22 protein-coding genes are annotated in these 22,680 nt (G+C 40.9%); 11 read left to right on the plus strand and 11 right to left on the minus strand.

Annotated elements, in window-relative coordinates:
• Positions 1-21: 21 nt before the first annotated feature.
• Positions 22-912 (plus strand): tetratricopeptide repeat protein, encoded by an 891-nt coding sequence (locus EVJ30_RS12935; protein ID WP_161568845.1) that lies wholly within the window; start codon positions 22-24, stop codon positions 910-912.
• A gap of 85 nt (positions 913-997) precedes the next feature.
• On the opposite strand, the gene EVJ30_RS12940 is transcribed toward EVJ30_RS12935, so the two are convergent.
• Positions 998-1,612: a helix-turn-helix domain-containing protein gene (locus tag EVJ30_RS12940; RefSeq protein WP_131469387.1), complete on the minus strand. Its 615-nt coding sequence runs from the start codon at positions 1,610-1,612 to the stop codon at positions 998-1,000.
• Positions 1,613-1,936: 324 nt separating this feature from the next.
• On the opposite strand from EVJ30_RS12940, the gene EVJ30_RS12945 reads away from it, so the two are divergent.
• Positions 1,937-2,461: a hypothetical protein gene (locus tag EVJ30_RS12945; protein WP_131469389.1), complete on the plus strand. Its 525-nt coding sequence runs from the start codon at positions 1,937-1,939 to the stop codon at positions 2,459-2,461.
• Positions 2,462-2,569: 108 nt separating this feature from the next.
• Here the strand turns inward: EVJ30_RS12945 and EVJ30_RS12950 are convergent, their stop codons facing one another.
• From EVJ30_RS12950 to EVJ30_RS12970, 5 genes are all read right to left on the minus strand, one after another.
• Positions 2,570-2,962 (minus strand): DUF1643 domain-containing protein, encoded by a 393-nt coding sequence (locus EVJ30_RS12950; RefSeq protein ID WP_161568846.1) that lies wholly within the window; start codon positions 2,960-2,962, stop codon positions 2,570-2,572.
• Between the two features lie 153 nt (positions 2,963-3,115).
• On the minus strand, positions 3,116-3,688 hold the full coding sequence (locus tag EVJ30_RS12955) for a lecithin retinol acyltransferase family protein (RefSeq protein WP_131469393.1): 573 nt from the start codon (positions 3,686-3,688) through the stop codon (positions 3,116-3,118).
• Between the two features lie 759 nt (positions 3,689-4,447).
• On the minus strand, positions 4,448-4,831 hold the full coding sequence (locus EVJ30_RS12960; protein ID WP_131469395.1) for a hypothetical protein: 384 nt from the start codon (positions 4,829-4,831) through the stop codon (positions 4,448-4,450).
• 162 nt (positions 4,832-4,993) lie between these two features.
• The gene (locus EVJ30_RS12965; RefSeq protein WP_131469397.1) at positions 4,994-5,200 is read right to left on the minus strand and encodes a hypothetical protein; all 207 of its coding nucleotides are present in this window, start codon (positions 5,198-5,200) and stop codon (positions 4,994-4,996) included.
• Positions 5,201-5,591: 391 nt separating this feature from the next.
• Positions 5,592-6,047 carry a JAB domain-containing protein gene (locus tag EVJ30_RS12970; protein WP_034799670.1) on the minus strand — a complete coding sequence of 152 codons (456 nt, stop codon included), beginning with the start codon at positions 6,045-6,047 and terminating at the stop codon, positions 5,592-5,594.
• A gap of 371 nt (positions 6,048-6,418) precedes the next feature.
• Between EVJ30_RS12970 and EVJ30_RS12975 the strand changes: the two genes are divergently transcribed.
• From EVJ30_RS12975 to EVJ30_RS12990, 4 genes are all read left to right on the plus strand, one after another.
• Positions 6,419-6,760: a YolD-like family protein gene (locus EVJ30_RS12975; protein ID WP_236636092.1), complete on the plus strand. Its 342-nt coding sequence runs from the start codon at positions 6,419-6,421 to the stop codon at positions 6,758-6,760.
• 291 nt (positions 6,761-7,051) lie between these two features.
• Positions 7,052-9,361, plus strand: coding sequence for a site-specific DNA-methyltransferase (locus EVJ30_RS12980; RefSeq protein ID WP_131469399.1), 2,310 nt, complete (start codon positions 7,052-7,054; stop codon positions 9,359-9,361).
• On the plus strand, positions 9,362-11,896 hold the full coding sequence (locus EVJ30_RS12985) for a DEAD/DEAH box helicase (RefSeq protein ID WP_131469401.1): 2,535 nt from the start codon (positions 9,362-9,364) through the stop codon (positions 11,894-11,896). It begins immediately after the preceding gene.
• 164 nt (positions 11,897-12,060) lie between these two features.
• Positions 12,061-12,618, plus strand: a complete 558-nt coding sequence (locus tag EVJ30_RS12990) for a recombinase family protein (RefSeq protein WP_131469402.1) — start codon at positions 12,061-12,063, stop codon at positions 12,616-12,618.
• 515 nt (positions 12,619-13,133) lie between these two features.
• Here EVJ30_RS12990 and EVJ30_RS12995 read toward each other — a convergent pair.
• The 4 genes from EVJ30_RS12995 to EVJ30_RS13010 form a co-directional block, all read right to left on the minus strand.
• Complete coding sequence (locus tag EVJ30_RS12995) at positions 13,134-13,964, minus strand: abortive infection family protein (protein ID WP_131469404.1); 831 nt, start codon at positions 13,962-13,964, stop codon at positions 13,134-13,136.
• A 15-nt stretch (positions 13,965-13,979) separates the two neighbouring features.
• Entirely contained in the window at positions 13,980-15,305 is a 1,326-nt protein-coding gene (locus EVJ30_RS13000; protein WP_131469405.1) for a primase C-terminal domain-containing protein, read from the minus strand.
• A gap of 872 nt (positions 15,306-16,177) precedes the next feature.
• A complete protein-coding gene (locus EVJ30_RS13005; RefSeq protein WP_131469407.1) occupies positions 16,178-16,543 on the minus strand; it encodes a DUF5388 domain-containing protein in 366 nt (121 codons plus the stop codon).
• A gap of 5 nt (positions 16,544-16,548) precedes the next feature.
• The gene (locus EVJ30_RS13010) at positions 16,549-17,397 is read right to left on the minus strand and encodes a ParA family protein (protein WP_031424690.1); all 849 of its coding nucleotides are present in this window, start codon (positions 17,395-17,397) and stop codon (positions 16,549-16,551) included.
• Positions 17,398-17,582: 185 nt separating this feature from the next.
• On the opposite strand from EVJ30_RS13010, the gene EVJ30_RS13015 reads away from it, so the two are divergent.
• A complete protein-coding gene (locus EVJ30_RS13015; RefSeq protein WP_131469409.1) occupies positions 17,583-19,508 on the plus strand; it encodes a hypothetical protein in 1,926 nt (641 codons plus the stop codon).
• A gap of 107 nt (positions 19,509-19,615) precedes the next feature.
• On the opposite strand, the gene EVJ30_RS13020 is transcribed toward EVJ30_RS13015, so the two are convergent.
• Positions 19,616-19,807: a helix-turn-helix domain-containing protein gene (locus EVJ30_RS13020; RefSeq protein WP_161568847.1), complete on the minus strand. Its 192-nt coding sequence runs from the start codon at positions 19,805-19,807 to the stop codon at positions 19,616-19,618.
• A gap of 366 nt (positions 19,808-20,173) precedes the next feature.
• Between EVJ30_RS13020 and EVJ30_RS13025 the strand changes: the two genes are divergently transcribed.
• From EVJ30_RS13025 to EVJ30_RS13040, 4 genes are all read left to right on the plus strand, one after another.
• Positions 20,174-20,662: a helix-turn-helix domain-containing protein gene (locus tag EVJ30_RS13025; protein ID WP_131469413.1), complete on the plus strand. Its 489-nt coding sequence runs from the start codon at positions 20,174-20,176 to the stop codon at positions 20,660-20,662.
• Positions 20,663-20,960: 298 nt separating this feature from the next.
• Complete coding sequence (locus EVJ30_RS13030) at positions 20,961-21,143, plus strand: hypothetical protein (protein ID WP_131469415.1); 183 nt, start codon at positions 20,961-20,963, stop codon at positions 21,141-21,143.
• Positions 21,144-21,155: 12 nt separating this feature from the next.
• Positions 21,156-21,380 carry a hypothetical protein gene (locus tag EVJ30_RS13035; RefSeq protein WP_012390467.1) on the plus strand — a complete coding sequence of 75 codons (225 nt, stop codon included), beginning with the start codon at positions 21,156-21,158 and terminating at the stop codon, positions 21,378-21,380.
• A gap of 66 nt (positions 21,381-21,446) precedes the next feature.
• Positions 21,447-22,547, plus strand: a complete 1,101-nt coding sequence (locus EVJ30_RS13040) for a hypothetical protein (protein WP_131469417.1) — start codon at positions 21,447-21,449, stop codon at positions 22,545-22,547.
• The last annotated feature ends 133 nt before the right edge of the window (positions 22,548-22,680 follow it).

The raw sequence follows: 22,680 nt of genomic DNA on the forward strand, positions 1-22,680 counted from the left end.
GAGTTGACATTAAAACGACGCATGCGTGATGAAAAATCAAAAGAAGAGAAAATGAAGATTCGGAAAGAACTTGTCACACTCTATGTACGTCAGGCCGAGCACTTCAAACTGTCCGACCGACCTGATTTCAAGGTGGCGCGACAGATCCTCGAGAAAGCGATCGGACTACAAGCCGATCATCCGCTCGCGAACTATCGCCTCGGCTATATCCATTACAGGGACAGTCGTTACGCACGTGCGGTCTATCATTTCAATATCGCCTTAGGCAGGACGACGACCGATTCGTTGAGTGAGGTCCAGATGACACTGGCCCATATGTTCTCGGTGAATTGCGGCATACATATCGCACGCGAGGCGCTCTTCGAGATCGAAAGCACGGAGGGCATGTTTGAGCCGGTTGACGACGAGGGCGCAGAAAAGATCAAGCGTTATCGGACTGAGCTGCTCATTCAAGAAGGCGAGATGTTTGAGCGGTTATACTATCGAAAAATCCGGAACGGGCAGGAGACGATCATCAACGAGACCGAATTTCATGACTACTCACCTGCTCCCCGTGAACTGGTGCTAAAAAGCTCAGAAGAAGGGAGATATGCCCTGATTCATTTGGAGATGCCGGTTGAATTGAACATGACTTTTTTTAACTTGTTGTTCTTATTATCGATACGCTCTCAGTCGACGCATCAATCCCTACAAACTCAGCTCACGGAGCTTAACGGAGAAGGAATATCTAATGACAACTTACGCCAATCTATGTCCCGTCTCAAAAAGAAAATGACCTCCTTTGATACCCTTTTCAACACGATCTCTACGACCGACAAGGAGGGGAGTCGCATCAACGCTTTCGAGTTGAGCAAGGAATGGACGGTCACTATTCTGTGTCGTGCTGATGACTTTCTTAAGAATGAAGTCTGAGCGTTACAAATAAAGTTATCATCATTCGATACAACAGAAATTGTAAAAGGCGTATCCTCTTAGAAACAGAGAGTACGCCTTCTCGTTATGATTTCTTATGCTTTCCCTGCACTCTATCGCGGCGTATCTTCTCGATCAATGCATGAATGATCTGTTCGTCCTTTCCACCAAAATCTTTGTTGAAAGGGACCCGCTTCCCTTCAAACATGAAGTAATCGAGCAGGTACGGCACTCGCGGTGTAGCGTGACCCCACGTGTGCTTCGAGCAACGCGCCCACACTTCGGCTTCGAACTCTTTCGAATAGCGCATATGCTCGACAGCAGCCCTAATCTCTGATTTCTTCAGGACGAAGTAGTCCTCGAAGATGAATCTACCGAGAAGCTCGTACCACATCTCCTCACGGGCCTGCTCTTTGATTGCCTCTACATCGATTTCGACGTGATACGCGGCCTCGTCTTCATTCTTGACGACATCCCGAACATCTCCTGTGACAGACTCCGGATACAGTCCCCACCCGTCAGGCATCCGCTCTTTGATGAACTGCTCGAGCGCCGCTTCACTGATCCGGTATCCCTTTTTACGCGACTCGAGTGGTTCCGCCTGGATCACACCTTTTCGTACCCAGTTCCGGACGGTCTCCTTATGGGTCGTGAGCTTGTTCCTCGATAGAATCTCAAATGCCTCGTCAATCGTATACATGATGGACCCCCTTTTAACACAATGATGATTTTATTAAATAATACCATAATCATTGTATTAAAAGTGAGAGGAACACTTCACAAGACGAATATATTTGACTCAAGGGTAGGAAAACACATAGAACATTAAATCATATTGCCTCCGTACAATAGATCAATAAAAACGAAAATCCACCACATCATACTTATATCCAAGTCAAGAACAGTACAACTATATTCTTAGCATTATTTTCCTCTTTTATAAGAATAGGGTTGTGTAAAATTCAAAAAATATTATTATTTATATATAATAAAAAAAATCAGGGTAATGCGGAAGGATGTAATCATGAAGACCAAGTTCAAGAAGATCCTCAAATACTTTTTGATGGCTGTAGGTGTTTTGGCCATCGCCATTGGTGGTTTGATTTATTATGAAATGAGGAACGGAATGTACGGAACCGTTTATATCGCGGAAGATAATTTGATCAATACATATGAAGGCGGCCAAAGCGTAGAAGCCGGGGGTGTCCAATATAAACCTACTGACATCGAGACGGTTATCTACAAGGATAAGAAGGTGCTGCGCCTCGAACTCGTCGTGAAACTCATCGACACCGATTCTGAGTTCATCTTTGACCCGAAAGATTTGACGCTGCATAATGGATTGGATTACTATCCGGAACTCCTCAAGGACGAAGAGAACCTGGAGGTGGTGTCCCTTCCGTATTGGGGCGACGAAAAACGTTATGTCATGTTCGAAGCGCCAGACGAGTATGCAGGCAGTGCCTACGTTTTAGAGATTAACAACGAAAATTATCCTGTAGGGAACATTAGCTATGTGCTCAAATTGGATGCGGAAGAGGATGACTAAGGTCGTCTTCTTTTTTTGTGTCTGAAAATAGACATTTTCTTTTCAAAGGAAATCAGAAAGGAGTGGTCAGTTCAATAACATTCACTTTACCGGATTCGAGTTCTGGATTCAGGCGAGAGCAGCGCGAGTCGCCAATCCCGTAAAATGTTTTTTTCCCCATGCGACGATGACCCGTTCAGACCGATAAACCGCATCCAACACATACTTATCATTTTCTGGACCCACTGCATCTACCGGACCCTTCAATTCTTTCAGATCTGTTGAGATGTAGGCGGACAGATTGACCACCTTGATTCCATCGTACCCACACTGTTTGGCGTATGAAATGCAACGCTGCAAGGTCCGATCATCCTGACCTTGGTTCCCTTGGCTCAGTTTCATCATGACGAACGTTACCACCCGCCTTCCCTTCCCCCACATGCAAGTGAATTGATAACGATATAACCGCGTCTCATCAATGACCGCTGTCTCATCATATTGCTCATCCCATGGTCTGAACATCTGTCCCGCCTCCATTCATTTTGATAATTAACATAAGTAGATGATGACTCTATAATTTAATTTTCAATATTCGGAAAATAAAAAAATCATCGTTATATTAAAGTTTTTATGTTATCAATCTATCGATGCACTCGAGTGAAAGATTGGGCCATCCTAGCTTAAATACCACTTCCAGCGAACCCAAACAATGTTAGATTCCTCTACACTCAAGAATTTTGAAAACTCTTCTTTAACCATAAACAAAAAATTACAATCATTTTCAAGGCTCCCCATAATGCAGCCTGCTACAAATTGATGACAGTTATCATCAAGAAGATTGTATTTTCTTCTTTCTGACAGATTTTTAATCGCTTCTTTTGCTATGTTTTCATCTCCTAATGGCCACATTGCATGCTTCATTACCGGAATAAAGATGTCTTTATCTGTACTAAGGATGTTACCAGTGAATTCTTTCAAACTAACTTTTTTAATTTCTCCTTTTCGATTTAAGTCGATAACATTTTTATTTCCTATGTATACACCAGAATGTTCTGCTGTACCTAATTGGCAATAAATCAATGCACCAATAGCAGGTTCTTGCACAAAATCGTATGATTTATTCAAAAGTGAGGAATGTCTATGAATTGAAGTTTTTTCTCGTGTCCATAACATCGGAGTAACAATATTTCTTAGTGTTTTTTTGTTAGATTGCGTGACTTTAATTTTGTCTAAAAATCTATTTTTCAACTGTATATCTCCAATCTTGTTGTCTTTGTATCAAATATCATTCAAAAATTAAGATGTCGATTTTTTTCATAACATAAAAGTATAAAGATAAAAAAACTAAGGTTCATTAACAGGAAAAATTATACTATATTTTTACCATTTTACCTATGAATAAAATTATAAGGGGATTATTATCACTTGTTAATTTGGTAGATGAATTATTTTATTCTTCGATACTTGTATCGCCGACAGATGATGCGTCACAATTTCACATTTTGCGAAGTCCTTCACACAAAAAATATTCGTTTTGACCCTTTCATGTCGAGAGATAGGAGTGTCCAGCACAAACACCTTATTTGGCTCATCCTAATCAAATTGACGGTCTAAATGGTTCGGAACTAACCTATACTCTTGTGTCACCCTAGACAATTTCCAATACGCGTTCTGCGTGACGATTCCAGATTTCCGCATCAGTCAGTGGTTGATTGGTGCCCCGACGACGTCGAGTGTTTTCATACTGCGACGGCCACAGACTCAGGAAATTCGAAGTTTTCTATTCGAATCACCATTCGGCCGAATGGTGTTCCTTGCGTGGCGTTAGACGCGCCCATGCTCTTGCTTTTGACGTTGCTCTTACGCTCCGTGCCTCCCGTCAGAAAGGGCCAGGAACATAGAGATGCGGCAATCAGCCAGCAGCTCTTGTTATCGGGCCGTCAGGGGGGCAGCGGTGCGATGAGCGACTTCGCCAATCGGCGTTAGACGCTCACGCATGAGCCCGGATCACCATTCTTTCTCCCATGCCCCGTCCTCGGACATGCCCCAATCCTCAAACCGATACTTGATGAGCCAATGGACATGCATCACTTCATATTCGAATACACCCTTGGATAGCTCGGAGACGACAAAGCTGACGTCTCCATTCGCCACCACCCATGTCCCGTATAGATATACTTTCTTGAGCGGACGCTCTTCTGCGTCCAGGTAAATCAATACCCGGAAATAGGGCGAGTTCCGTCCGTCATCGAACCGGACGACCTTCTCGACGCAATAGTTCTTGTCGACGACACGCATCCACTCGGGATGTTCCATCAATTCCGAGAATACCGTCCGGACGAACGGGTCCAATCCCGCGAACGCATAGTCATCAAGTAGCCCCTCGTCCATCACGTCTCATCTCCTTCCGGTTCTCTATAGACCGATTCCCCGTAAAAAGCCAGTTCAGTCCTTGTTCATGAACTTATAGAAACGAAGACTCTCGAAAATTGTATACATGTATACACGTATACAAATCTACATGTATACATGTATACAAAAGTCTGTGTATTCTTATGTACGACGATTCCGTCGAAGCATATTCGTATCGAAAAAGACGGTGAGGTGGGTCAAGCGTTCCCCTTCCTTCACATCACAAAGAAGATCCATGCTCACGAGTTTTAAGTCGTCAAAATCTTCTTGAAGCCGGTCAGGAAGGCGTCGAAGCAATACCTCCGTCATCTCGTCCATCGTCTGTTGATCTAGTTGGTAGCTATCCATCTGAATCATCCTCTCCTGTTGATAGCCTCATGATACCTCGCATCCAAGAAAGCAACATCTCGGCTTATTTCACGTAAGCCCTGGTGTTATTTCAAACAAGCCCTAGGGCTTGTTTAGAAAACATAGTCATTTTCAGTAAACAAACCGCGTTTTTACTTCTATCGTTTCATCAAAAAAACTCTTTACGAGACACGTCAAAATACTATCCTATATCTACTCACGAACCACTCCGTTTTCGTCATACGAAAACGACCCTTTTCCCGGATCCCGCTCTATGGATCCAGGCGAGAGCAACGCGAGTCGCCCGTCTCGTCAAAGAAAAACGCACGTTTTTCGTCCTTGCCCTTACCGGACGGACCGGGACCGGTCCCCCGGCCCCACTCCATTCCATTCAACCCATGTAACCTCGCTGTTTCATGCTGACATACGACTCGTCCGCACCGAGGATGAGATGGTCGAGCACCGGGATGCCGATAAGGTCCCCGGCTTCATGTAACCGTTCGGAGACAAGGATGTCCTCCCGGCTCGGGGTCGGGTCTCCGCTCGGGTGCTGATGACAGACGATGAGACATGAGGCATTGTTTAGAATCGCGCATTTGAAGACTTCCCGTGGGTGTACAACGCTCGAGTTAACGCTCCCGACGTGCGCCCGATGGACACCGATGACCCGGTTTTTCGTGTTGAGCATGATGACGAGGAACACTTCACGGTCGTCGTCCCCGATGAACGATGACCCGATTTGCCGGGCACTGTCCGGAGAGTGGATGATGGCGTGCTCGAGGGCGACCATTTCCTCGCGAACCTCTTGTTTGATACGGATGACCTCGATGATGGCTGATAGTTCCATGATGGTTTGTCCCCTTTCGGATAAGCTGTCCTCAGAACGAACACCGTTGTGCGTCCTGTTGACGGAAACGAAGCGAGCGTCGGGAGACGGTGCAAGGGCGACCGTAGGGAGAGCCTCAAAAAAATGCGTAGAGCAAACAGAGGTCCAGGCTTCCGTAGCCAACGAGCGAAAAGCCTTGCTTTGAGCCTAAAGCGAAGGAAGACGGGCCGGAGGGCGCGTCATTTTTTTGACGTCCCTTGCACCGACGACCAGCGAGCTAGAGTACGGAAACAGGACGCACGGAACACCAATCACGAAAAAGGCTGTTCAAACGAGATAAATTGGGTATAAAATAAGAACGAATGTTCGTTTTATTAAAAGGAGTGATTGTGATGACGATATATCGCGATCGGGGTGAGCTGAAATGGATCCCGTTCCTCATGCCCGAACATAAGGCGTTGCTGACAAAGTACTATAAGGAGATCCAAAAGATTGAGATGCCAGATGTCGATGAACAGGTCCTATCGGTCTATGAGAATGTGCTGAATGACGCAATTTTCAGCGGAGATATGGTGGAAGTGAAATATGTGGGGGAGCGGGAGATAAAACGATTCAAGGGATTCGTGCACCGGACCAACTATTTGGAGCGGACTGTTGAGCTGGCCAATCAACGGGACGGGATTATTCATGTGCCGTTCGAGGCAATCATTCACGTGGAACAATCGATGGACTAACGCCCTGCGGTTGTTCGAAGTTTGCGTCACGAAACGAAGTGTCGCTCCTCGACTCTCCACTTTTTTCTGCAATGCTAAGTGTTTAAATATTTGATTAAACGGTCGATAACACTTAAATTGAACCATTGAAATCCCTTGGGAATTATAAGGATTTCATAGTTATTAATTCTTCCAGAAAAATGTTTTTTGAGTTCGAATGAAAAAATGCACATTTTCTTAAAAAAAGAAATACAATGTAGTAGCAAAGTTTTTATAATAATAAGGTTTATTTATACTTCAGGAGGACTATCCATGGCTTCAATAGATGATTTGTTAGAGGAAATAAGTGACACTCGATTAAAGCAGAGGCTCCAGTCAGAATATGAGCGTCTACTACACAGAAAGAAATTTGGCCTAGTTTTTGAAAATCATATCCCAGACTTAACTCCTTTGTTCAACGTACCAATTCACAAAGGGTCTAAGGTTTCTCCTAGAGACAGTAAAATGGACAAGGTTTATAGCGTTATGAAAATAGAAAGAGAGATAGCACATTGTTTTAATCACAATACAAATGAAATCTCTACCTTTGATTTGTCTGAATTGGTAGTGGTGGCTCAGTTTGGTGATCCTATTTTTCCGACGTTAAAATCAATGGATATTGTAGAAAATGCCCCTGACAGTCAAACTTGGCATTCTCTTATCGAAGCGGATAATTATCACGCTCTACAATTACTAGAATATCTTTATCCTGGTAAAGTGGATTGTATTTACATAGATCCCCCTTACAACACAGGAGCGAAAGATTGGAAGTACAACAACAACTATGTGGATTCAAGTGATAGTTGGAGACACAGTAAGTGGTTGTCTATGATGAAGAAGAGATTGGTTCTTGCAAAGAAGCTTCTTGCAGATGATGGAGTTCTTATTACGACAATTGATGATAATGAATATGCACACCTGTGGATGTTATTAAATGAAATTTTCCCTAGTCTAGTACATACACCTATTACTATTCAGCATAACCCAGGAGGAACTCAAGGAAAGTCATTTTCAGTTACTCATGAGTATGCAATTTATTCGTATTCCAACTCAAGTAAAATTTATAGAAAAGAACACATGGGAGGAGACGTATATAATTTAAGAAGATGGGGAAGTACTTCAAGTCGATATGAGGGTAAAACTTGTTTTTATCCAGTGATTTTAAATTCAGATTTTGAATTAATCGGATTTGGGGATTTACTTGAAGACCACTTGCATCCGACAGCTCAATTCGAGTATCAACCCGATGGAACAATTTATGTTTGGCCATTAGATCGTAATGGAGAAGAAAAGAAGTGGAGATATGCTAGAGCTACTGTGGAAGGCGTTCAGAGTCGCATGTTTATAGAGAAAAAAGAAAATCGGATAGAAATCATGTTACGTAGAGAAGATGAGCCCCCTAAAACCGTATGGACTGATTCACTATTCAATGCTGAGGCTCATGGTACTGGCATGATTAAAAATATTATTGATAATGCTTTTTCTTATCCTAAATCTCTATATGCTGTTCACAACGCTTTAAAATTTGCTGTGGCAGGAAAAAAAGACGCCTTAGTATTAGATTTCTTTGCTGGTAGTGGAACCACTCTTCATGCTTTGAATCTGCTTAATTTTGAAGATGGCGGTACCCGAAGGGGGATTCTAGTAACAAATAATGAAGTATCTGAACAGGAAGTTAAAAACCTCCGCAAAAAAGGGGTTTCTCCCGGAGAATATGAATGGGAGAAACACGGTATCTGTCAAGCAATTACGTGGCCACGTACAAAGAACAGTATCCTTGGAAAAAAAGAAGATGGCACTCCTTTAAAAGGAGAATACTTCACAACAAAAAGCAAAATCGTTGAATTATCTCGTAACTTTTATCAAGTGGGATTCATCGAAAATATTGCATCCCTTAGTTTATCTGCTAAAAAACAATTGGTTTCGTTATTACGTTCTAAAAATGGAACAACACTTTTCCCTCAAACCGCAGTGAAAAAAAATACTCGATATATAGTTTCTCCGAAGCAAAATGCCGCCATTTTATTTGATTTATCTTCTGTAGAAGAATGGTTAGAGGAGATTGAACAACATTCAGATTTAAGTGAATTTTATATTGTCACAAGTTCGACATCCATATTCAATGATTTGAAAAATAGAGTTATTAATATAACTGAACCATTGACTAAAACTTCACCTGTAAAGTTGCCGTTCAGTGAAGGATTTTCATCTAATGTCGAATATTTCAAATTAGAATTTTTAGATAAAAACAGAGTGTCCCGAGGACAACAATTCAAAGAAATTCTTCCTTTGCTTTGGATGAAATCTGGATCAGTCGGAAAAAGACCGGTTTATTCAAAAGATGAAGAAACAACCATGTTAATTCCCGAAAACAGTAACTTCGCAATTTTAATGGATGAGTCAGATTTTATGAACTTCTCTATGCAATTAAAAAGTCGAGATAACGTTAAAGATATTTATTTAGTAACAAATTCTGATGATGCTTTTCGTGATATGTCATATGAATTAAATGGATATAAAACATACCAACTATATCGTGATTATATTGATAATTTCGTAATCGGAAGCAGGAGGATTCTTTAAATGAGAGACATTTTATTCCCTTTCCAAGAAGAGGCGCTAAATAATTTAACAAAAAGGATTATCAAAGCCCAGGCAGATTTTAGTGAGGATGATCCTCAAATAATTTCATTCACTGCTCCTACGGGCGCTGGAAAAACAGTTATAATGACAGCGTTATTCGAGAACATGTTTTACGGTACCGATAGTTATTTAGGAGATCCAGACCTTATTTTTATTTGGTTATCAGATTCTCCTGAATTAAACAATCAAACGCTCATGAAAATACAAAGTAAGTCTGACAGAATAAGAACTGGAAATTTAATAACCCTCGATTCTGACTTTGACAACGAATACTTGGATTATGGAAATATTTACTTTTTAAACACTCAAAAATTAGGAAGTGATACTCTTCTTACTCGCAAGAAGAGTTCTCATGACGTTTCTCCCGACAAACGCCAATATTCAATTTGGGAAACACTCACAAACACTGTAAAACGAAGTCCTCAGAAAATTTGCATTGTAATTGATGAGGCACATCGCGGAACTCAAACAACAACACAAGCAGAACAAAAAGCTCAAAGTATTATTCAAAAATTTATACTAGGCAGTGAGGAAGATGGTTTGACTCAAATGCCATTGATAGTTGGTGTCACTGCTACCCCACAGCGTTTCGAAAAACTAATTACGAATACAACATCAACAGTCCAAAAAGTTATAGTCCCACCAGAGCCGGTTCGAGAATCAGGTTTGTTAAAAGATAGGGTTATAATACATTATCCAGATTTAAAGATAGATGCAAAGTTAACAATGCTCCGTCAAGCAGCTAGAGACTGGATTCATAAAAGACATGAATGGTCCCACTATTGTGCAGAAGAAAATATAGACGATGTCAATCCAATTCTCGTTGTTCAAGTAGAAGATGGTAATGACAAAGTAATTACACACACTGATTTATCGTTGTGTATACAAATCATTGAAGAAGAAATGGGTATGGATCTAGAAGCAAATGAAATTGTACATACATTCAACGAATCAAAAATAATTACAGTAAATGATATAGAAATAAAAAAAATAGATGCTTCTAAAATTAATGAGGATTCTATCGTAAAAGTTGTATTTTTTAAGATGAATCTTTCCACGGGGTGGGATTGCCCTCGTGCAGAAACAATGATGTCTTTTAGAAGCGCACAAGATTCTACTTATATCGCACAATTATTAGGAAGAATGATTAGAACTCCGTTAGCGAGGAGGATTTCCTCTAATGCTGAGTTAAATAACGTTAATCTCTTCTTACCTGATTTTGATGAGGAGACAGTAAAAGAGGTGATTGAAGCATTAAGTAGTTCTGAAGATGCATCAGTATCTGAAACTGGCACAAGTAAGAAATTAGTGACTTTAAAACGAAATCCAGATTTTTCAGATGTCTTCTCTTCTATGGGGAATCTAGTTACTTACAAGATTGATTCATCTCGAAAACAATCTCCAATCAGATTGCTCATTCAACTTACACGTGCGTTATCAATGGATGGTATTAGTCCTAAACTTTATAAAAAAACCCGTGATGATTTGTTAAAAGAAATGAATAACGAAATTTCTTATTTAAAGAGCACAGGAGAATATAAAGACTTAGTACTATCAGCTACTGGAGTACCTTTCACAAACGTCACTTTTGATTATGACGATAACAGCTATACTTTTAATGAGGAATCACAGACAATTGAAATATCTAATTTTGATTTACACCGAAATTTTAGTATGGCAGGGAAGTTCTTAGGTGAGGGGTTACACCAAGAGTACTGGATAACATATGGTGATTTAGATAATCTGGAATCCCAAGTCGAAATAATTATTCTGACTAAAAATGTTGCATCCATGGAAAAAATAAATAGATTTGCAGAGAACACATTCATTGAAATATATAATACACACAAACGTCAAATAAGTTCATTGAGTGAATCAAGGAAAAATATTTATGAGAAAATCATTCGTTCTTCTGATAAGAAGATACCTATGCAATGGTCTTTACCAGACTCTATAGATTATTCTTTTGAAGACAATGCGAAATCATACGAAAAGCATTTATATTGTCCAGAAAATAAATTGGTTTCTCCTCGACTTGAACGTTGGGAACGTGAAGTGCTTGATGAAGAACTAAATAACGGTGCTTATGCATGGCTAAGAAATATGGATCGAAAAGAATGGTCATTGTGCATTCCTTATGAGTCAAATGGAAGAAGTATTCCTATGTACCCTGATTTATTAATTGTTCGCAAGGATGACTCAGGTTTTATCTTTGATATCTTAGAACCACATGACCCGAGTCGCAAAGACAACTACCCAAAAGCGGTTGGATTAGCAAAGTTCGCTAAGATGCATTGGGATGTTTACGGAAGAATAGAGCTTATAAGAGAAAAACCTGGTGATGATGGTAAAAAGCATTATTACAGACTAGATATGGGGGAGATCACCACTCAAGCAGCGGTACTAAGTATATCTTCTAATGAAGAGCTAGATAGAATATTTGATCAACATGCTAAACGTTTAGAGAAGTTTTAAAAACGAACGTTAAAAAGACATGTTCGTTCGTATGTTCACGTAAAAATGAAAAGGGCTATTCGAGGCCCTTTTCATTTTGTGTTTAGTGTCCATTAACTTATCTTTTTATCAACGTTCGTTTTCTGATAGGATTAATGAGTAAACAAACAAACGGAGGTGCTCTGATGACGAAGATTGGATATGCACGAGTATCAACCCTCGACCAGAACTTGGACTCACAGCTAGATGAGCTTAAAATAGCTGGCTGTACTAAAGTCTTTCAAGAGAAAGCATCCAGTGTCAAAAAAAGACCAGAATTTGAGAAGTGCTTAGATTATTTGCGAGAAGGCGACACTCTAGTTGTTTGGAAGCTAGATCGGTTAGGGAGAACCACAAAGAAGCTTCTTGAATTAATTGATGATTTGAAGGATCGCGGAATCAATCTTCAAATCATCACACTAGGCGTAGATACTTCAACTGCTGCAGGCAGACTATTCTTTACTATGATGGCAGGATTGGCAGAGATGGAACGTGAGTTGATCCGCGAGCGAACGAACGCTGGACTTCAGGCTGCTCGGGCTCGAGGAAGAATGGGTGGCAGAAAACCAATCGATGAACAAATAATGGCCAGAGCAATGATGATGTATGAAGCCAATATGACAGTAGACGACATCACAAAGACTTTAGATATATCTAGATCAACATTTTATAAATATAAAAAAGAGTCAAATCATATTGAATAATGATTTTGATTACGGACACAAAATTTTACCTAATATGACATCTGATATACCATTAAATTACATATTAGGTACCAACATACGTTGACCACCGTATAACTTAAAATCCGTTGGACAAGAAATTGCAACGTTGTGAGACAACGGTTGCTTACGAAACTGAACCACCAGAAGAAACGAGACATCAATCGGATGGCTCTGAAGTCAGCGTTCTGATATACCAATGCGTACCTTTATAAACTCATAATTTGATAAGAGTCATGGATTGAAGAGGGTACGCATTAATGGCTCAGATGTACGGGGTGTCATGCGACATGATTTTTGTACGCCAGGCACCTTGAAACATTTCGGATAGATTGCCTCGGCAAAGGCTTTCTCGATAAACCATACCTGATAGTCATCCGTGGTATCCGAATCATCCTTCCGAGTATTTTGTGCGCGAAGAATATATTCGTTCAAGTTGATGATGAGCCCTCGCATATCAAAGATGACAGGATTTACTCTCAGTAATGTTCTTAAATTTATTTGGAATTATCTTCTTTTAACTTACTCATCATATACTCTGAAATCATCCCCATAGACTCTATTGCAACTTTTGCCTCATGATCATTGATTAAAGGAAGGAATGGTCTACCATGTCCAGTTCCCTGCTTGTTCCTCAAATTATTTATAGAGCAACCTAGGTCGTATAAAACTAATTCCATTTTTTCTACATGTGAAGGATTAGTCTTAGAAGCAGAAGTTGACATGCCCAGACAAGTGAAAGCTAACCCTAATAACGTTGGAAAATTCTTTTGCTCATACACACCCATTTTCTTATGCACGACATAATACGATACAGCTTCCAACAAATCTTTTCCTGTCCCAACCAACAAAGGAGCATCCATCGAACCTCTTTTGGCCCTAACGATATATTTGGTCAACGCCTCTTCGTACTCACCTTCACTCATATTTTCTAAAACAATCGGTAGGATGGACCCATCCTCATCCATAAATACCCCTTCAGTTTTCAAGACGTTACGAAAGTTTTCAAATGCTTCAACTCCTACATAATTTTCTGAATCCTTTCTAAATCCGCCATGAGCATGAAGCATAGACATTAATTTAAAAAATAAGATATGCGCAGAATCAAGAGTATCTTCAGAAGAAGACAGACTATAAAGAAGATACTCAATACGTTTCACCTTACCCATACCTGAATCAGATGTCCGAGGATCGACACCAGATACCCCAATATCTATCAAAACGCGTGAAATATCATTGTGACTAGGTTTACGATAAACAGAAGATGTCTGTTCAAACAGCCTAGAGAACGAAACAATTACGGGAGAAGACAGCGGAATAAAGACCATAAAGACACACCCAATCTACGTAGTATCGAAACTATTTCTCATACCGTAAGAATAATAAAGAGACCCACCCACCACCGTATCTATAAATGTATTGGAGTTGAGCCCATTAAATTCGATTGAAACAGGGAAAAGAACTACATTGTCTTTCTTAACCAACATTATCGTTGTTTTTGCACCTCTCCCTCTTCCTTCTACTTCCTTTGTTATGAGTCCTTCCTCAGCCATAACAGCAATTAGGCGCTTGAATGTTGCGTATGACAAGCACTTGGAAGGGTCTACTGATGATGTGATTAAAGAAACGAGAGTTCGTTGCGCACCACAAATACACCCTCCGTTTTTGCGTAAAACTGCAAGGATGTCTTCTTTCCATTCATCTAGATGACTATATGTACGTTCTTCGCGCGGCTTTGCGCCTTCCCAGACTTGATACTTGAACTCTATTCCAGACAACGTCTCGATCCAATACGATGAAGGGCCGAGGGGAGAACCGGGCTTGAAGGCACTTTTTACTTTCCGTTTAATTTCGATTTGACGAAGTGAGGGGCTATTCTTTTCATTCCAGCAATAAAGTGACGATAAAGCTTGGTCTTCCTCGTATCCTGCAGCCTTGTATGCGAGAGCAAGGGTGTAGCATGTATTGTCACGTTGGCCCTCTTCCACGCCTTCTAATAGCTTTAGGATTGCTGGGTGGGATAATAAATCCGTCGATCCTAAAGCCATATTACCTTTCTTCGACTGATTCTCTTGCTGCTCGGTCAACCAGTCGCAAAGGTCGTCAAAAGCGACACGTTCTCCCGAACGAAAAACTGTATTATCTTCTGTCGGCAATCGGAACCAACGTTCAGCCCCTATCGCTTGAAGATCCGCGTTCATCTCCTCAGCAATCATTCGTTGGACGCGTTTATAATGATCCACTACTTTCGGGAATGCGCGCCTTGGTTCTTTCAGGTACCAATACACATGAAAACCACCTGATGGCGTCTTGACGACGAGAGACGGTTTCGGCAGGCCAGCACTCGTCACCCGGTCCATGACGTCCGGGAAAATCATCCCTGCATTCTGCGACGTCTTGACATCGATATCAATAACCATGGCGTTCAACCAACGCAAAGAGCCCGCATGACGTTGGTCATTGCGGTAAAAAGTGTTCGGTGTGAAATATGTATACTTTTCTTTTGCCCCAAAGAGTGAGCGGTATGTACGGATGGCACGTGGTTGTGTGAACTCCTGACAGACAAAAATCCATCCTAGCTCTTTGCTGTATCCGGTTCTCTCGATCTGAGAGGCCCGTTTCGGAGCTTCCGTTAATTGGTCTCGATAAAGATTTCTCAATACTTCCATGCTACATCCTCCTCTCTTCTTTTCTATGGCTCATCGTAAATTGTTGAGTATCCATTTCTCTGAAATACGATGAACATTGTCGAGAAGAAAGAACAATGCTAAAATGATTGCATAAGAAAGACGCCTTTGTTCGTCACGTTTTTCTTTTGAACAACGCATGAAAAAGGATCAGTTCATCGTATTATGTTTTTAGAAATCTTGGTTTCTACAAATCTATTCATGATGGCTGTTTTTAGGGTGAAGCGTTGTTAAATACACAGTCTGACTACTAAGTCAGATGATTTGGATCTGATAACGTCCAGGTTATCAGATTTTTTTGTGCCGTTTTTCCCTACTGGAAAGAACTTCATAATCCTATGTTTTCATAAAAGAAACCGCTTAACAACAGCTTTTTTTCAAGGTTATGCTCATAAAAGACAATGTATACATGTAGATTTGTATACGCGTATACATGTAGATTTGTATACATGTAGATTTGTATACATGTAGATTTGTATACATGTAGATTTGTATACATGTATACAAATCTTAACTTAATAGTTCACTAAAAACGTTGGTTTAAAGCCATAATTCAGACGATTTCATTTTTGGTGTATACATGTATACATGTAGATTTGTATACACGTAGATTTGTATACATGTAGATTTGTATACATGTAGATTTGTATACATGTAGATTTGTATACATGTATACATGTATACCGTTTTTTAACATTCATCTATATTAGATCAGTATGGCTGAACACCCAGCAAAGGAGTGCTATCTCTAAAGACATCTATACGAATTGTGGTCACATAAAAAACGAGCATGCTGCAGTAGAGCATGCTCGTTCATTAACATCTAAGGTTCAGTTCATTATGGACTGCCTTTTTTATTTATTATGCTTCATCATCAAAACGTCTCGAATCAGCTCATATTCTTTTCTCTCATTAGAAGAGAATAGCTCAAGATACTCGTCAATCATCGTGGAAATAATCGCATCTGCCGAATCAGCTTTGCCCATCGTCACTAACGCTGACAATTTATTTTTTGTAAGGTTTGATACACGAACAGTGCTTGAACCCATATTGACCGAGTTCTTAGCTGCTCGTTTGTTTGAAGTTTCTTTCTGAGCAGTCGCTTTCGCTTCCATTGTTTTGTCTTCAGACACTTCAGCTTTATATGTTTGTTGCGGGGCCGCTGCACCCTTACGGTCCAACAACCGCTTTTTCGCTGGTTTTTGAATCAAATCTGACATGTTGTTCACCCCTGTTCCACGTAATTCATTTCTGCTTCGAGACGCTGTAAGAACTCCTCTGCGACTTTTGCATATGTCTCCATGACACGTTTGTCGTGCATATCCTCCTCGACAATCCCAGTGATGTCATAGCGCTTCAAACGCTCCATGTTTTTGATCACGCCTTCAAAAAGATTGTGCGAACCGAATACATTCTTGGCATTTTCAAGCGTTGCCATGTCGACTGCCGCACCATTTTTAAGAAGGACCGGTAGGATTCCAAGAATGTCAAAATCAGCATCATAGTCATCCAACAATGTCTGCAGGTACTGTGTGAACACCTCTGCTCCCTGCAAGCTTCGTTCCTGTGTCTGAAGTACGACGACAACGAAATCAGAGGCATAGAGGGCTGAGTCCGTATAGATGGAGATAGTAGGAGGGACGTCCACAAAAATGAAATCGAACTCGCTCTTTAAAGGTTCAAGAAGAGTAGAAAGGTACGTCACACGGTCCACTTCTTTTTCAAACTTTTTCTCAAGAAACTTCGGGTACTGCGCGAAATCACTAAATGAAGGTAGTAGGAACAGATTGTCCGTAACTTCTGTGACGATGCTACTTAAATCGCCTTCTTGCATTGCTGCCATCAATGTTTTCTCGAAAGTTATGTAATCATCTTCTCGTGCAGCCTTCGTCTTCAAGAACAAGGTAGTAGCATTTGCCTGCGGATCTTGGTCACAGAGCAACACACGATAACCTTTTTTGGCCAATGCGTAAGCGAGCATCGTGCTATTCGTTGTCTTTCCCGTGCCGCCTTTGAAGTTTCCGAACGTCACAACAATCGCTTCTTGTTGTGAGAGATCAAGCTGATTGGTCATTTTGGTGCCTCCTTTGTTTATTTATAAGTTTAATTTAGCAGACTTATCCGCATTTGTATACATGTATACAAATGCGGATAAGTCTGCTTGTTTAAAAGTAATATATATCAATATAAGGAATATACGCTATAGTTATCTTGTATCTTATTGAAAATATAAACTATAAATGGATAGGAGATCACTTGATGGTTAAGCGATTAGAGAAAATAACTGATAGTATTTTAAGCGGAATAAAAGTATTATTAGAAAAAAATAATATTATTATTATTCATCAAATATTGTTTTGGTTCGTTGTTTGCCTAGTTACTGTTATATATAGAAATGTACCAATTCGAAAAGAACTTCTGCCACAGGGCGCAACCTCAATAATCGATTTAACGTCGTTAGGCTTGATTGTTCTTTTAATAACAATAATAAATCAAATTACAATTTACAAAAAAGCTGACGACTTACATAAAAGTAAATACTTCACTTTTTATGTCGCAAGTCAAAATTTTCTCAAACTATCCTTTAAACACCTTTTGTTTAAATGTGAGGAGATTTTCATTAAAGTTTTTATGAATCTATCTGCTATTAAACGTTCAGAAATAAAAAAATTCATCTTAGAGGACATACGAAAAACTATCTCACTCAACTCATTTTTTGTGGTTATGTTCTATGTTTTCAATTTTTTCTATGCATATATATTTTTCGAAATTAATACATCATTTAATTCTCTTAAAGAGATTGTTAGTACCGTTACATTATTCCTTATTTGGTTAACATGGTTCTCTTCTATTTTGATTTCTTATATTATATGTTCTAAAAAAAAGGATAGAATAATAGCTTTGATATTAAGTATATTTCTTGTTATTTATGAACTTTCCCCTGATCTGTATAGTAGTCTAAACATCTTAGAAGACGTGGGAAACACACTATTCCGTATTGTCATTATTTCATTACTAGTTATATTATTGTATCCTTTCGCTTGGTTTATAACTTATATCGTTACAAAGCCATACTCATTCTTTGGTCAAGAATATGAAGATGCAAAAACAATGAAAATGAGAATTGAAAACAAAATAATACTAGAATCATTTTTAAGACACAACCAAGACTTAACAATTCAAGACACAGACTTAAAAGTGAAACTCTTAGAAAATATTCACAGACATCATCAGTCACTTAGGATTAAAGATCATTTGAAAACACTGGTAGTGGACTCCACTCCAATATTCAAAGAAACTGATTTCGAAAATATTACTAAAAAATTTTTACTGCCCGTTGATAAAATGAAATCCGCTCGGGCTGAATATATTTTTAGAAGAAATAGAGACAATTTAAGAATTGCTTTATCAACTTTAATCATATTTTTTATAATTTACATTGCTTTAAAATATTTCACTCCCGAAAGTTGGGGGGACTCTATTTTTATTAATTTTAAAGACATAACTTTCACCTTAGTTTTTTTAAGATTATTATTGAGAGCATTTGAAATTAGTCATACTTTTTATTTAGATATTCAAGATGGATTTGAGGACAAAAAATCTTCTCTGACAAAAAGAGATAGGGCCAAACTAGCTTTGAATAGTTTGCTAGAAATAATTATTTTCTCTATAATTTTGAATTTTATTTTTTATATCTATGACTTAGATAAAGAACCGTCAATTTCTCCAATCTACCAGGAATTTATTAGGTTGATGAATTTGATTCTTTCTACAGGTTCCGTCTCTTTGTTTAACATTTCCTTTGATAATGTAAAAGACGTAGTAACAACATTCTCACCAGAAAAAATATTGCCTCGGATTGTACACATTACTCAAGTTACAACAAGTATTGTTTTATTAACTGTTTGTCTTGGCGCATATATTAATTCCAATACAAAAGAAAGAAAAATTCAAATCCAGAATCAAAAAAACAGGTTGGTAATGATTGAAAAAAGTGCCTCTGGATATCAAAAAGTAATTTTCACTTTAACCAAATACCAAGATATACATTATTTGATGAGTGAAATTCGCAATCTTTATTCGAAAGGAAAAATAACTACTGAAGATTTTAATGAGTATGATAAAGCAATTAGAAACTACACTCTCATAGTGAAAAAACCTTACGATGAAATTGATAAAAATTAGAATGAATATAGTTTTGTCTCAATGTGAATCGTCGTTTTTTGATTCGACGGTTCACATTCAATATTGACATGTTAAGAAAAGTAAAAACGCTTTAACTGTTTTGAAACCTAAATAAATCGTTTATCGTCAAAAAACTCATTCAACCCTATGTTTAATCCATCGCAGAACTTCTGAATTGTACTCACTTTAGGATGTTTCGTCCTCCCATTCATCAACTCTGAAATCGTTGCTTGGTTCAATCCACCCTTTTGGATGACTTGATGAATAGTCATATTTCGTTCCGCTGCGAGCTCCTTCATCCGCTCGATGATTGCCTCGTTCAATTCCATTTGCTCACCCCACGATCAAAGTACTCTCTTCATCCTTATTCTTTATGAACTCTTCTATTCCTCTACCCTACCATAATCTCTTGAAATCAAAGCAATTGTCATTATTTTCTATCTACAATGCGTTATTTTTTTACAGTTGTGCTACAAAACCAAAAATATTGAGTTACTGTTGGTCTCCATCCCTTGTACAGAGCGGATTCGACAATAATCGTCAATTGTAAAATTTCTGACATATCAGAAAACTGATGATTTTTAGACTTAATCCTGTTATATTGGAATCAACAAAAGGAAACATCTGTTTGGTCGCCGCTCTGGTTTACAGAAAGGGGAAGGCTTATGTATCGATTCGGGGAGTGGTTGAAGGAGAACCGTCGGCTCTCGGGCTGGTCACAGGTCGAACTATCAGAGAAGACACTCGGGGAAATCTCGCAACCCGCCATCAGTCAGTATGAACAGAACCTTTCGGTGCCGTCGATCGCGGACATCGATCACCTGGCCCGCGCGTTCGGCCACACGCTCGCAACAGTGCCATGGGATGTCATCGATTTCGGATATGGCGCAAAACGGAACATTACTAAGCTTGAGCGACGCCGATTCGATTTGAAGGACCTACCACAGGCCGACTCGGTCCGTACGTTCGATGGTAAGACGTATGAACTGCATGGATTCCTCGGTATCGAGAGAGAAAGCGGTGAGGCGGTCCAGTTGACGCAACTCTATTACCGGATCCGCACCGTCGTCAGTGATTCCCATGTGTTGGCCAAGCGAAAGAACCCGGATGACGAGCTCATCCACGTCAAGAAGCGAAAAAACGTTCGACAGTAACCGACATCGACGCAGCAGCACATCCTTAAGGATGGTCTCCTCCAATCACATACCGGCGTGTCCCTCACCAGTGACCGGGTGGGCGGGATCTACGCACAGATGGTTCGGCGAGAGTCGCCTAAAACTCGCCACAAGGTCACCGCATCGTTCCGGGTCATCGAAAAACCCTGTACAGCTCCTTATCACAGCAAGGAGCGGAGTTCGTGGGGGAACGGCTAGAAACCCACCGCACTGAATCCGACTGTCCTTAATGATGTGCTGCTGCACATCACGAGATCAAGGGAAGGAAGTGTGTACCGTGGCATCAAAAGAACGAAAACAGAACCGCAGCTTCGCCGAGAAACTCTTACGCATCCGTGGGAAGGACTACGAGGAGTGGCTCGACGAACAACATCAACAGGTCATCCAGGACAACCAGGAACTCATTTTGGAGGCGCTCGAGGCGAAGCTCAGCTTCAAGTCTCCGGCGCACCAGGACTAGGGAGGAAACGACATGGGACTCAATGAGACAGGGCTCAGTTTGCTTCAGTTCTTCCAGGGACTCGCCGTCATCGCCGCCGCCATCGCTTTCGCAATCGGGGGGTTCTACTTCATCTTCGGTGGGGATCGAGGCCGCTCGAAGGCCGTCGGTTGGCTCGTCGGAGGCGCCGTCGGTCTGATCATCGTCATGGGCGCGTTCACGCTCGCCGAGATGGTCGACCAGAACATCAAATTCTAATGCACACTTGCGCAGCGTTCCAATCGGAAGGCTTTTTTTGTTGCTTGAAACGAGAGGAGGAACGAGATGCTGTTTGTACGATTCACCGATGTACCCGACACACGGATCCAGAACTATGAGCGGCTCCCCTTCGCCGAGGCGGTCGTCGCGACCCATGATTTGCACCAGGCACGGAGCGAGGAAGGGACGAGCTGTTCCGGTGACTTCCGGCTCTTCGACCAGAAAGATGAACTGCTCTATCGGGGGACGTTCACATTCGGGACCGAAGGAACGTATCCGAACCTGTATCACCAGGTGAAAGATCGCGTTCAACGGATACGGACAAAGAGGGAGGATAACGCGAAGAAGATATGGCTCCTCGATGAGATCGAGGCCGAGACACCGGACGACTATAAGCGCCAGTCCGTTAAACCAATCACAACTGTCTCGTCGACCTATCAGTCACGGTTGACCCGCCTGCAGCGCCGCCTCATCTACGGGGCGGCCACGGCCGGGATTCTCTTCACCTCCCTGTTCACTGCCACCCAATGGTTCATCGACAAGGAGGCGCACGCTGAGCAGGTAACCGAGGGCGAACAGGCGTGGCTGGATGCTTACGAACAAGCGCTTCAAGGCGAGGAATCCTCGATCATCGATTTACTGGAACGGAAAGACCGGTCCGAGGAAGAAGATGCCCTATTGGTCAACCTCTATTTGGCGGAAGGAGAAGACCAAAAAGCACTCGAGCTCACAGATGACCCCATCCTGATCGAGACAAAACTGGCCGGGCTCAATCTATCCGATAAGGAGAAATTGGAACGGCTCCAGGAATTCCAAGTATCACATCCGACCGATGAGGGCGCATTCGACCTCGCTGTACTGGAAAGGGACTATGAGACCGTGGCCAAGACGAAAGACGTGGAGTGGACTGCTCCCCGCGTCTCTGCGAAAGTGAACGCTTACCTCTATCTCGGGGACATCGAGTCCGCAAATGAGTGGGCGTCCAAAACGAACGACCCTGCCGTACAAAAAAAAGTAGACGAGTACCAAGACATCACGGTCACCATCGACGGGCTGAACGAGAAATTGAAGAAAACCTCTGGCAAGGACACTTCGGCCCGTGAGAAGATTCAATCCGCGATCGCTGCTGAAGAAGTTGACCGAGAAACGATTCTTTATTCAGATTAAGGTAGGTGAAATAATTGAGAACTCAGTCTATATCACCACGATTACCGATACGTCTGGTCTTCCCCGCCTTGTTCTGCCTGTTGGTGGTGCCGGCCGGGATTTTTTATCTGCTGAACGGGGTCTACAACATCAT

Origin of the sequence: Exiguobacterium sp. SH5S13, assembly GCF_004337085.1 — a bacterium.
Lineage (GTDB): Bacteria > Bacillota > Bacilli > Exiguobacteriales > Exiguobacteriaceae > Exiguobacterium > Exiguobacterium aurantiacum_A.

What these genes read in the sequence shown, in the direction of transcription:
- EVJ30_RS12935 (WP_161568845.1), top strand. Translation starts at nt 22, where the DNA reads ATGCGTGATGAAAAATCAAAAGAAGAGAAAATGAAGATTCGGAAAGAA.
- EVJ30_RS12940 (WP_131469387.1), bottom strand. Translation starts at nt 1,612, where the DNA reads ATGTATACGATTGACGAGGCATTTGAGATTCTATCGAGGAACAAGCTC.
- EVJ30_RS12945 (WP_131469389.1), top strand. Translation starts at nt 1,937, where the DNA reads ATGAAGACCAAGTTCAAGAAGATCCTCAAATACTTTTTGATGGCTGTA.
- EVJ30_RS12950 (WP_161568846.1), bottom strand. Translation starts at nt 2,962, where the DNA reads ATGTTCAGACCATGGGATGAGCAATATGATGAGACAGCGGTCATTGAT.
- EVJ30_RS12960 (WP_131469395.1), bottom strand. Translation starts at nt 4,831, where the DNA reads ATGGACGAGGGGCTACTTGATGACTATGCGTTCGCGGGATTGGACCCG.
- EVJ30_RS12965 (WP_131469397.1), bottom strand. Translation starts at nt 5,200, where the DNA reads ATGGATAGCTACCAACTAGATCAACAGACGATGGACGAGATGACGGAG.
- EVJ30_RS12970 (WP_034799670.1), bottom strand. Translation starts at nt 6,047, where the DNA reads ATGGAACTATCAGCCATCATCGAGGTCATCCGTATCAAACAAGAGGTT.
- EVJ30_RS12975 (WP_236636092.1), top strand. Translation starts at nt 6,419, where the DNA reads ATGACGATATATCGCGATCGGGGTGAGCTGAAATGGATCCCGTTCCTC.
- EVJ30_RS12980 (WP_131469399.1), top strand. Translation starts at nt 7,052, where the DNA reads ATGGCTTCAATAGATGATTTGTTAGAGGAAATAAGTGACACTCGATTA.
- EVJ30_RS12985 (WP_131469401.1), top strand. Translation starts at nt 9,362, where the DNA reads ATGAGAGACATTTTATTCCCTTTCCAAGAAGAGGCGCTAAATAATTTA.
- EVJ30_RS12990 (WP_131469402.1), top strand. Translation starts at nt 12,061, where the DNA reads ATGACGAAGATTGGATATGCACGAGTATCAACCCTCGACCAGAACTTG.
- EVJ30_RS12995 (WP_131469404.1), bottom strand. Translation starts at nt 13,964, where the DNA reads ATGGTCTTTATTCCGCTGTCTTCTCCCGTAATTGTTTCGTTCTCTAGG.
- EVJ30_RS13000 (WP_131469405.1), bottom strand. Translation starts at nt 15,305, where the DNA reads ATGGAAGTATTGAGAAATCTTTATCGAGACCAATTAACGGAAGCTCCG.
- EVJ30_RS13005 (WP_131469407.1), bottom strand. Translation starts at nt 16,543, where the DNA reads ATGTCAGATTTGATTCAAAAACCAGCGAAAAAGCGGTTGTTGGACCGT.
- EVJ30_RS13010 (WP_031424690.1), bottom strand. Translation starts at nt 17,397, where the DNA reads ATGACCAATCAGCTTGATCTCTCACAACAAGAAGCGATTGTTGTGACG.
- EVJ30_RS13015 (WP_131469409.1), top strand. Translation starts at nt 17,583, where the DNA reads ATGGTTAAGCGATTAGAGAAAATAACTGATAGTATTTTAAGCGGAATA.
- EVJ30_RS13020 (WP_161568847.1), bottom strand. Translation starts at nt 19,807, where the DNA reads ATGAAGGAGCTCGCAGCGGAACGAAATATGACTATTCATCAAGTCATC.
- EVJ30_RS13025 (WP_131469413.1), top strand. Translation starts at nt 20,174, where the DNA reads ATGTATCGATTCGGGGAGTGGTTGAAGGAGAACCGTCGGCTCTCGGGC.
- EVJ30_RS13035 (WP_012390467.1), top strand. Translation starts at nt 21,156, where the DNA reads ATGGGACTCAATGAGACAGGGCTCAGTTTGCTTCAGTTCTTCCAGGGA.
- EVJ30_RS13040 (WP_131469417.1), top strand. Translation starts at nt 21,447, where the DNA reads ATGCTGTTTGTACGATTCACCGATGTACCCGACACACGGATCCAGAAC.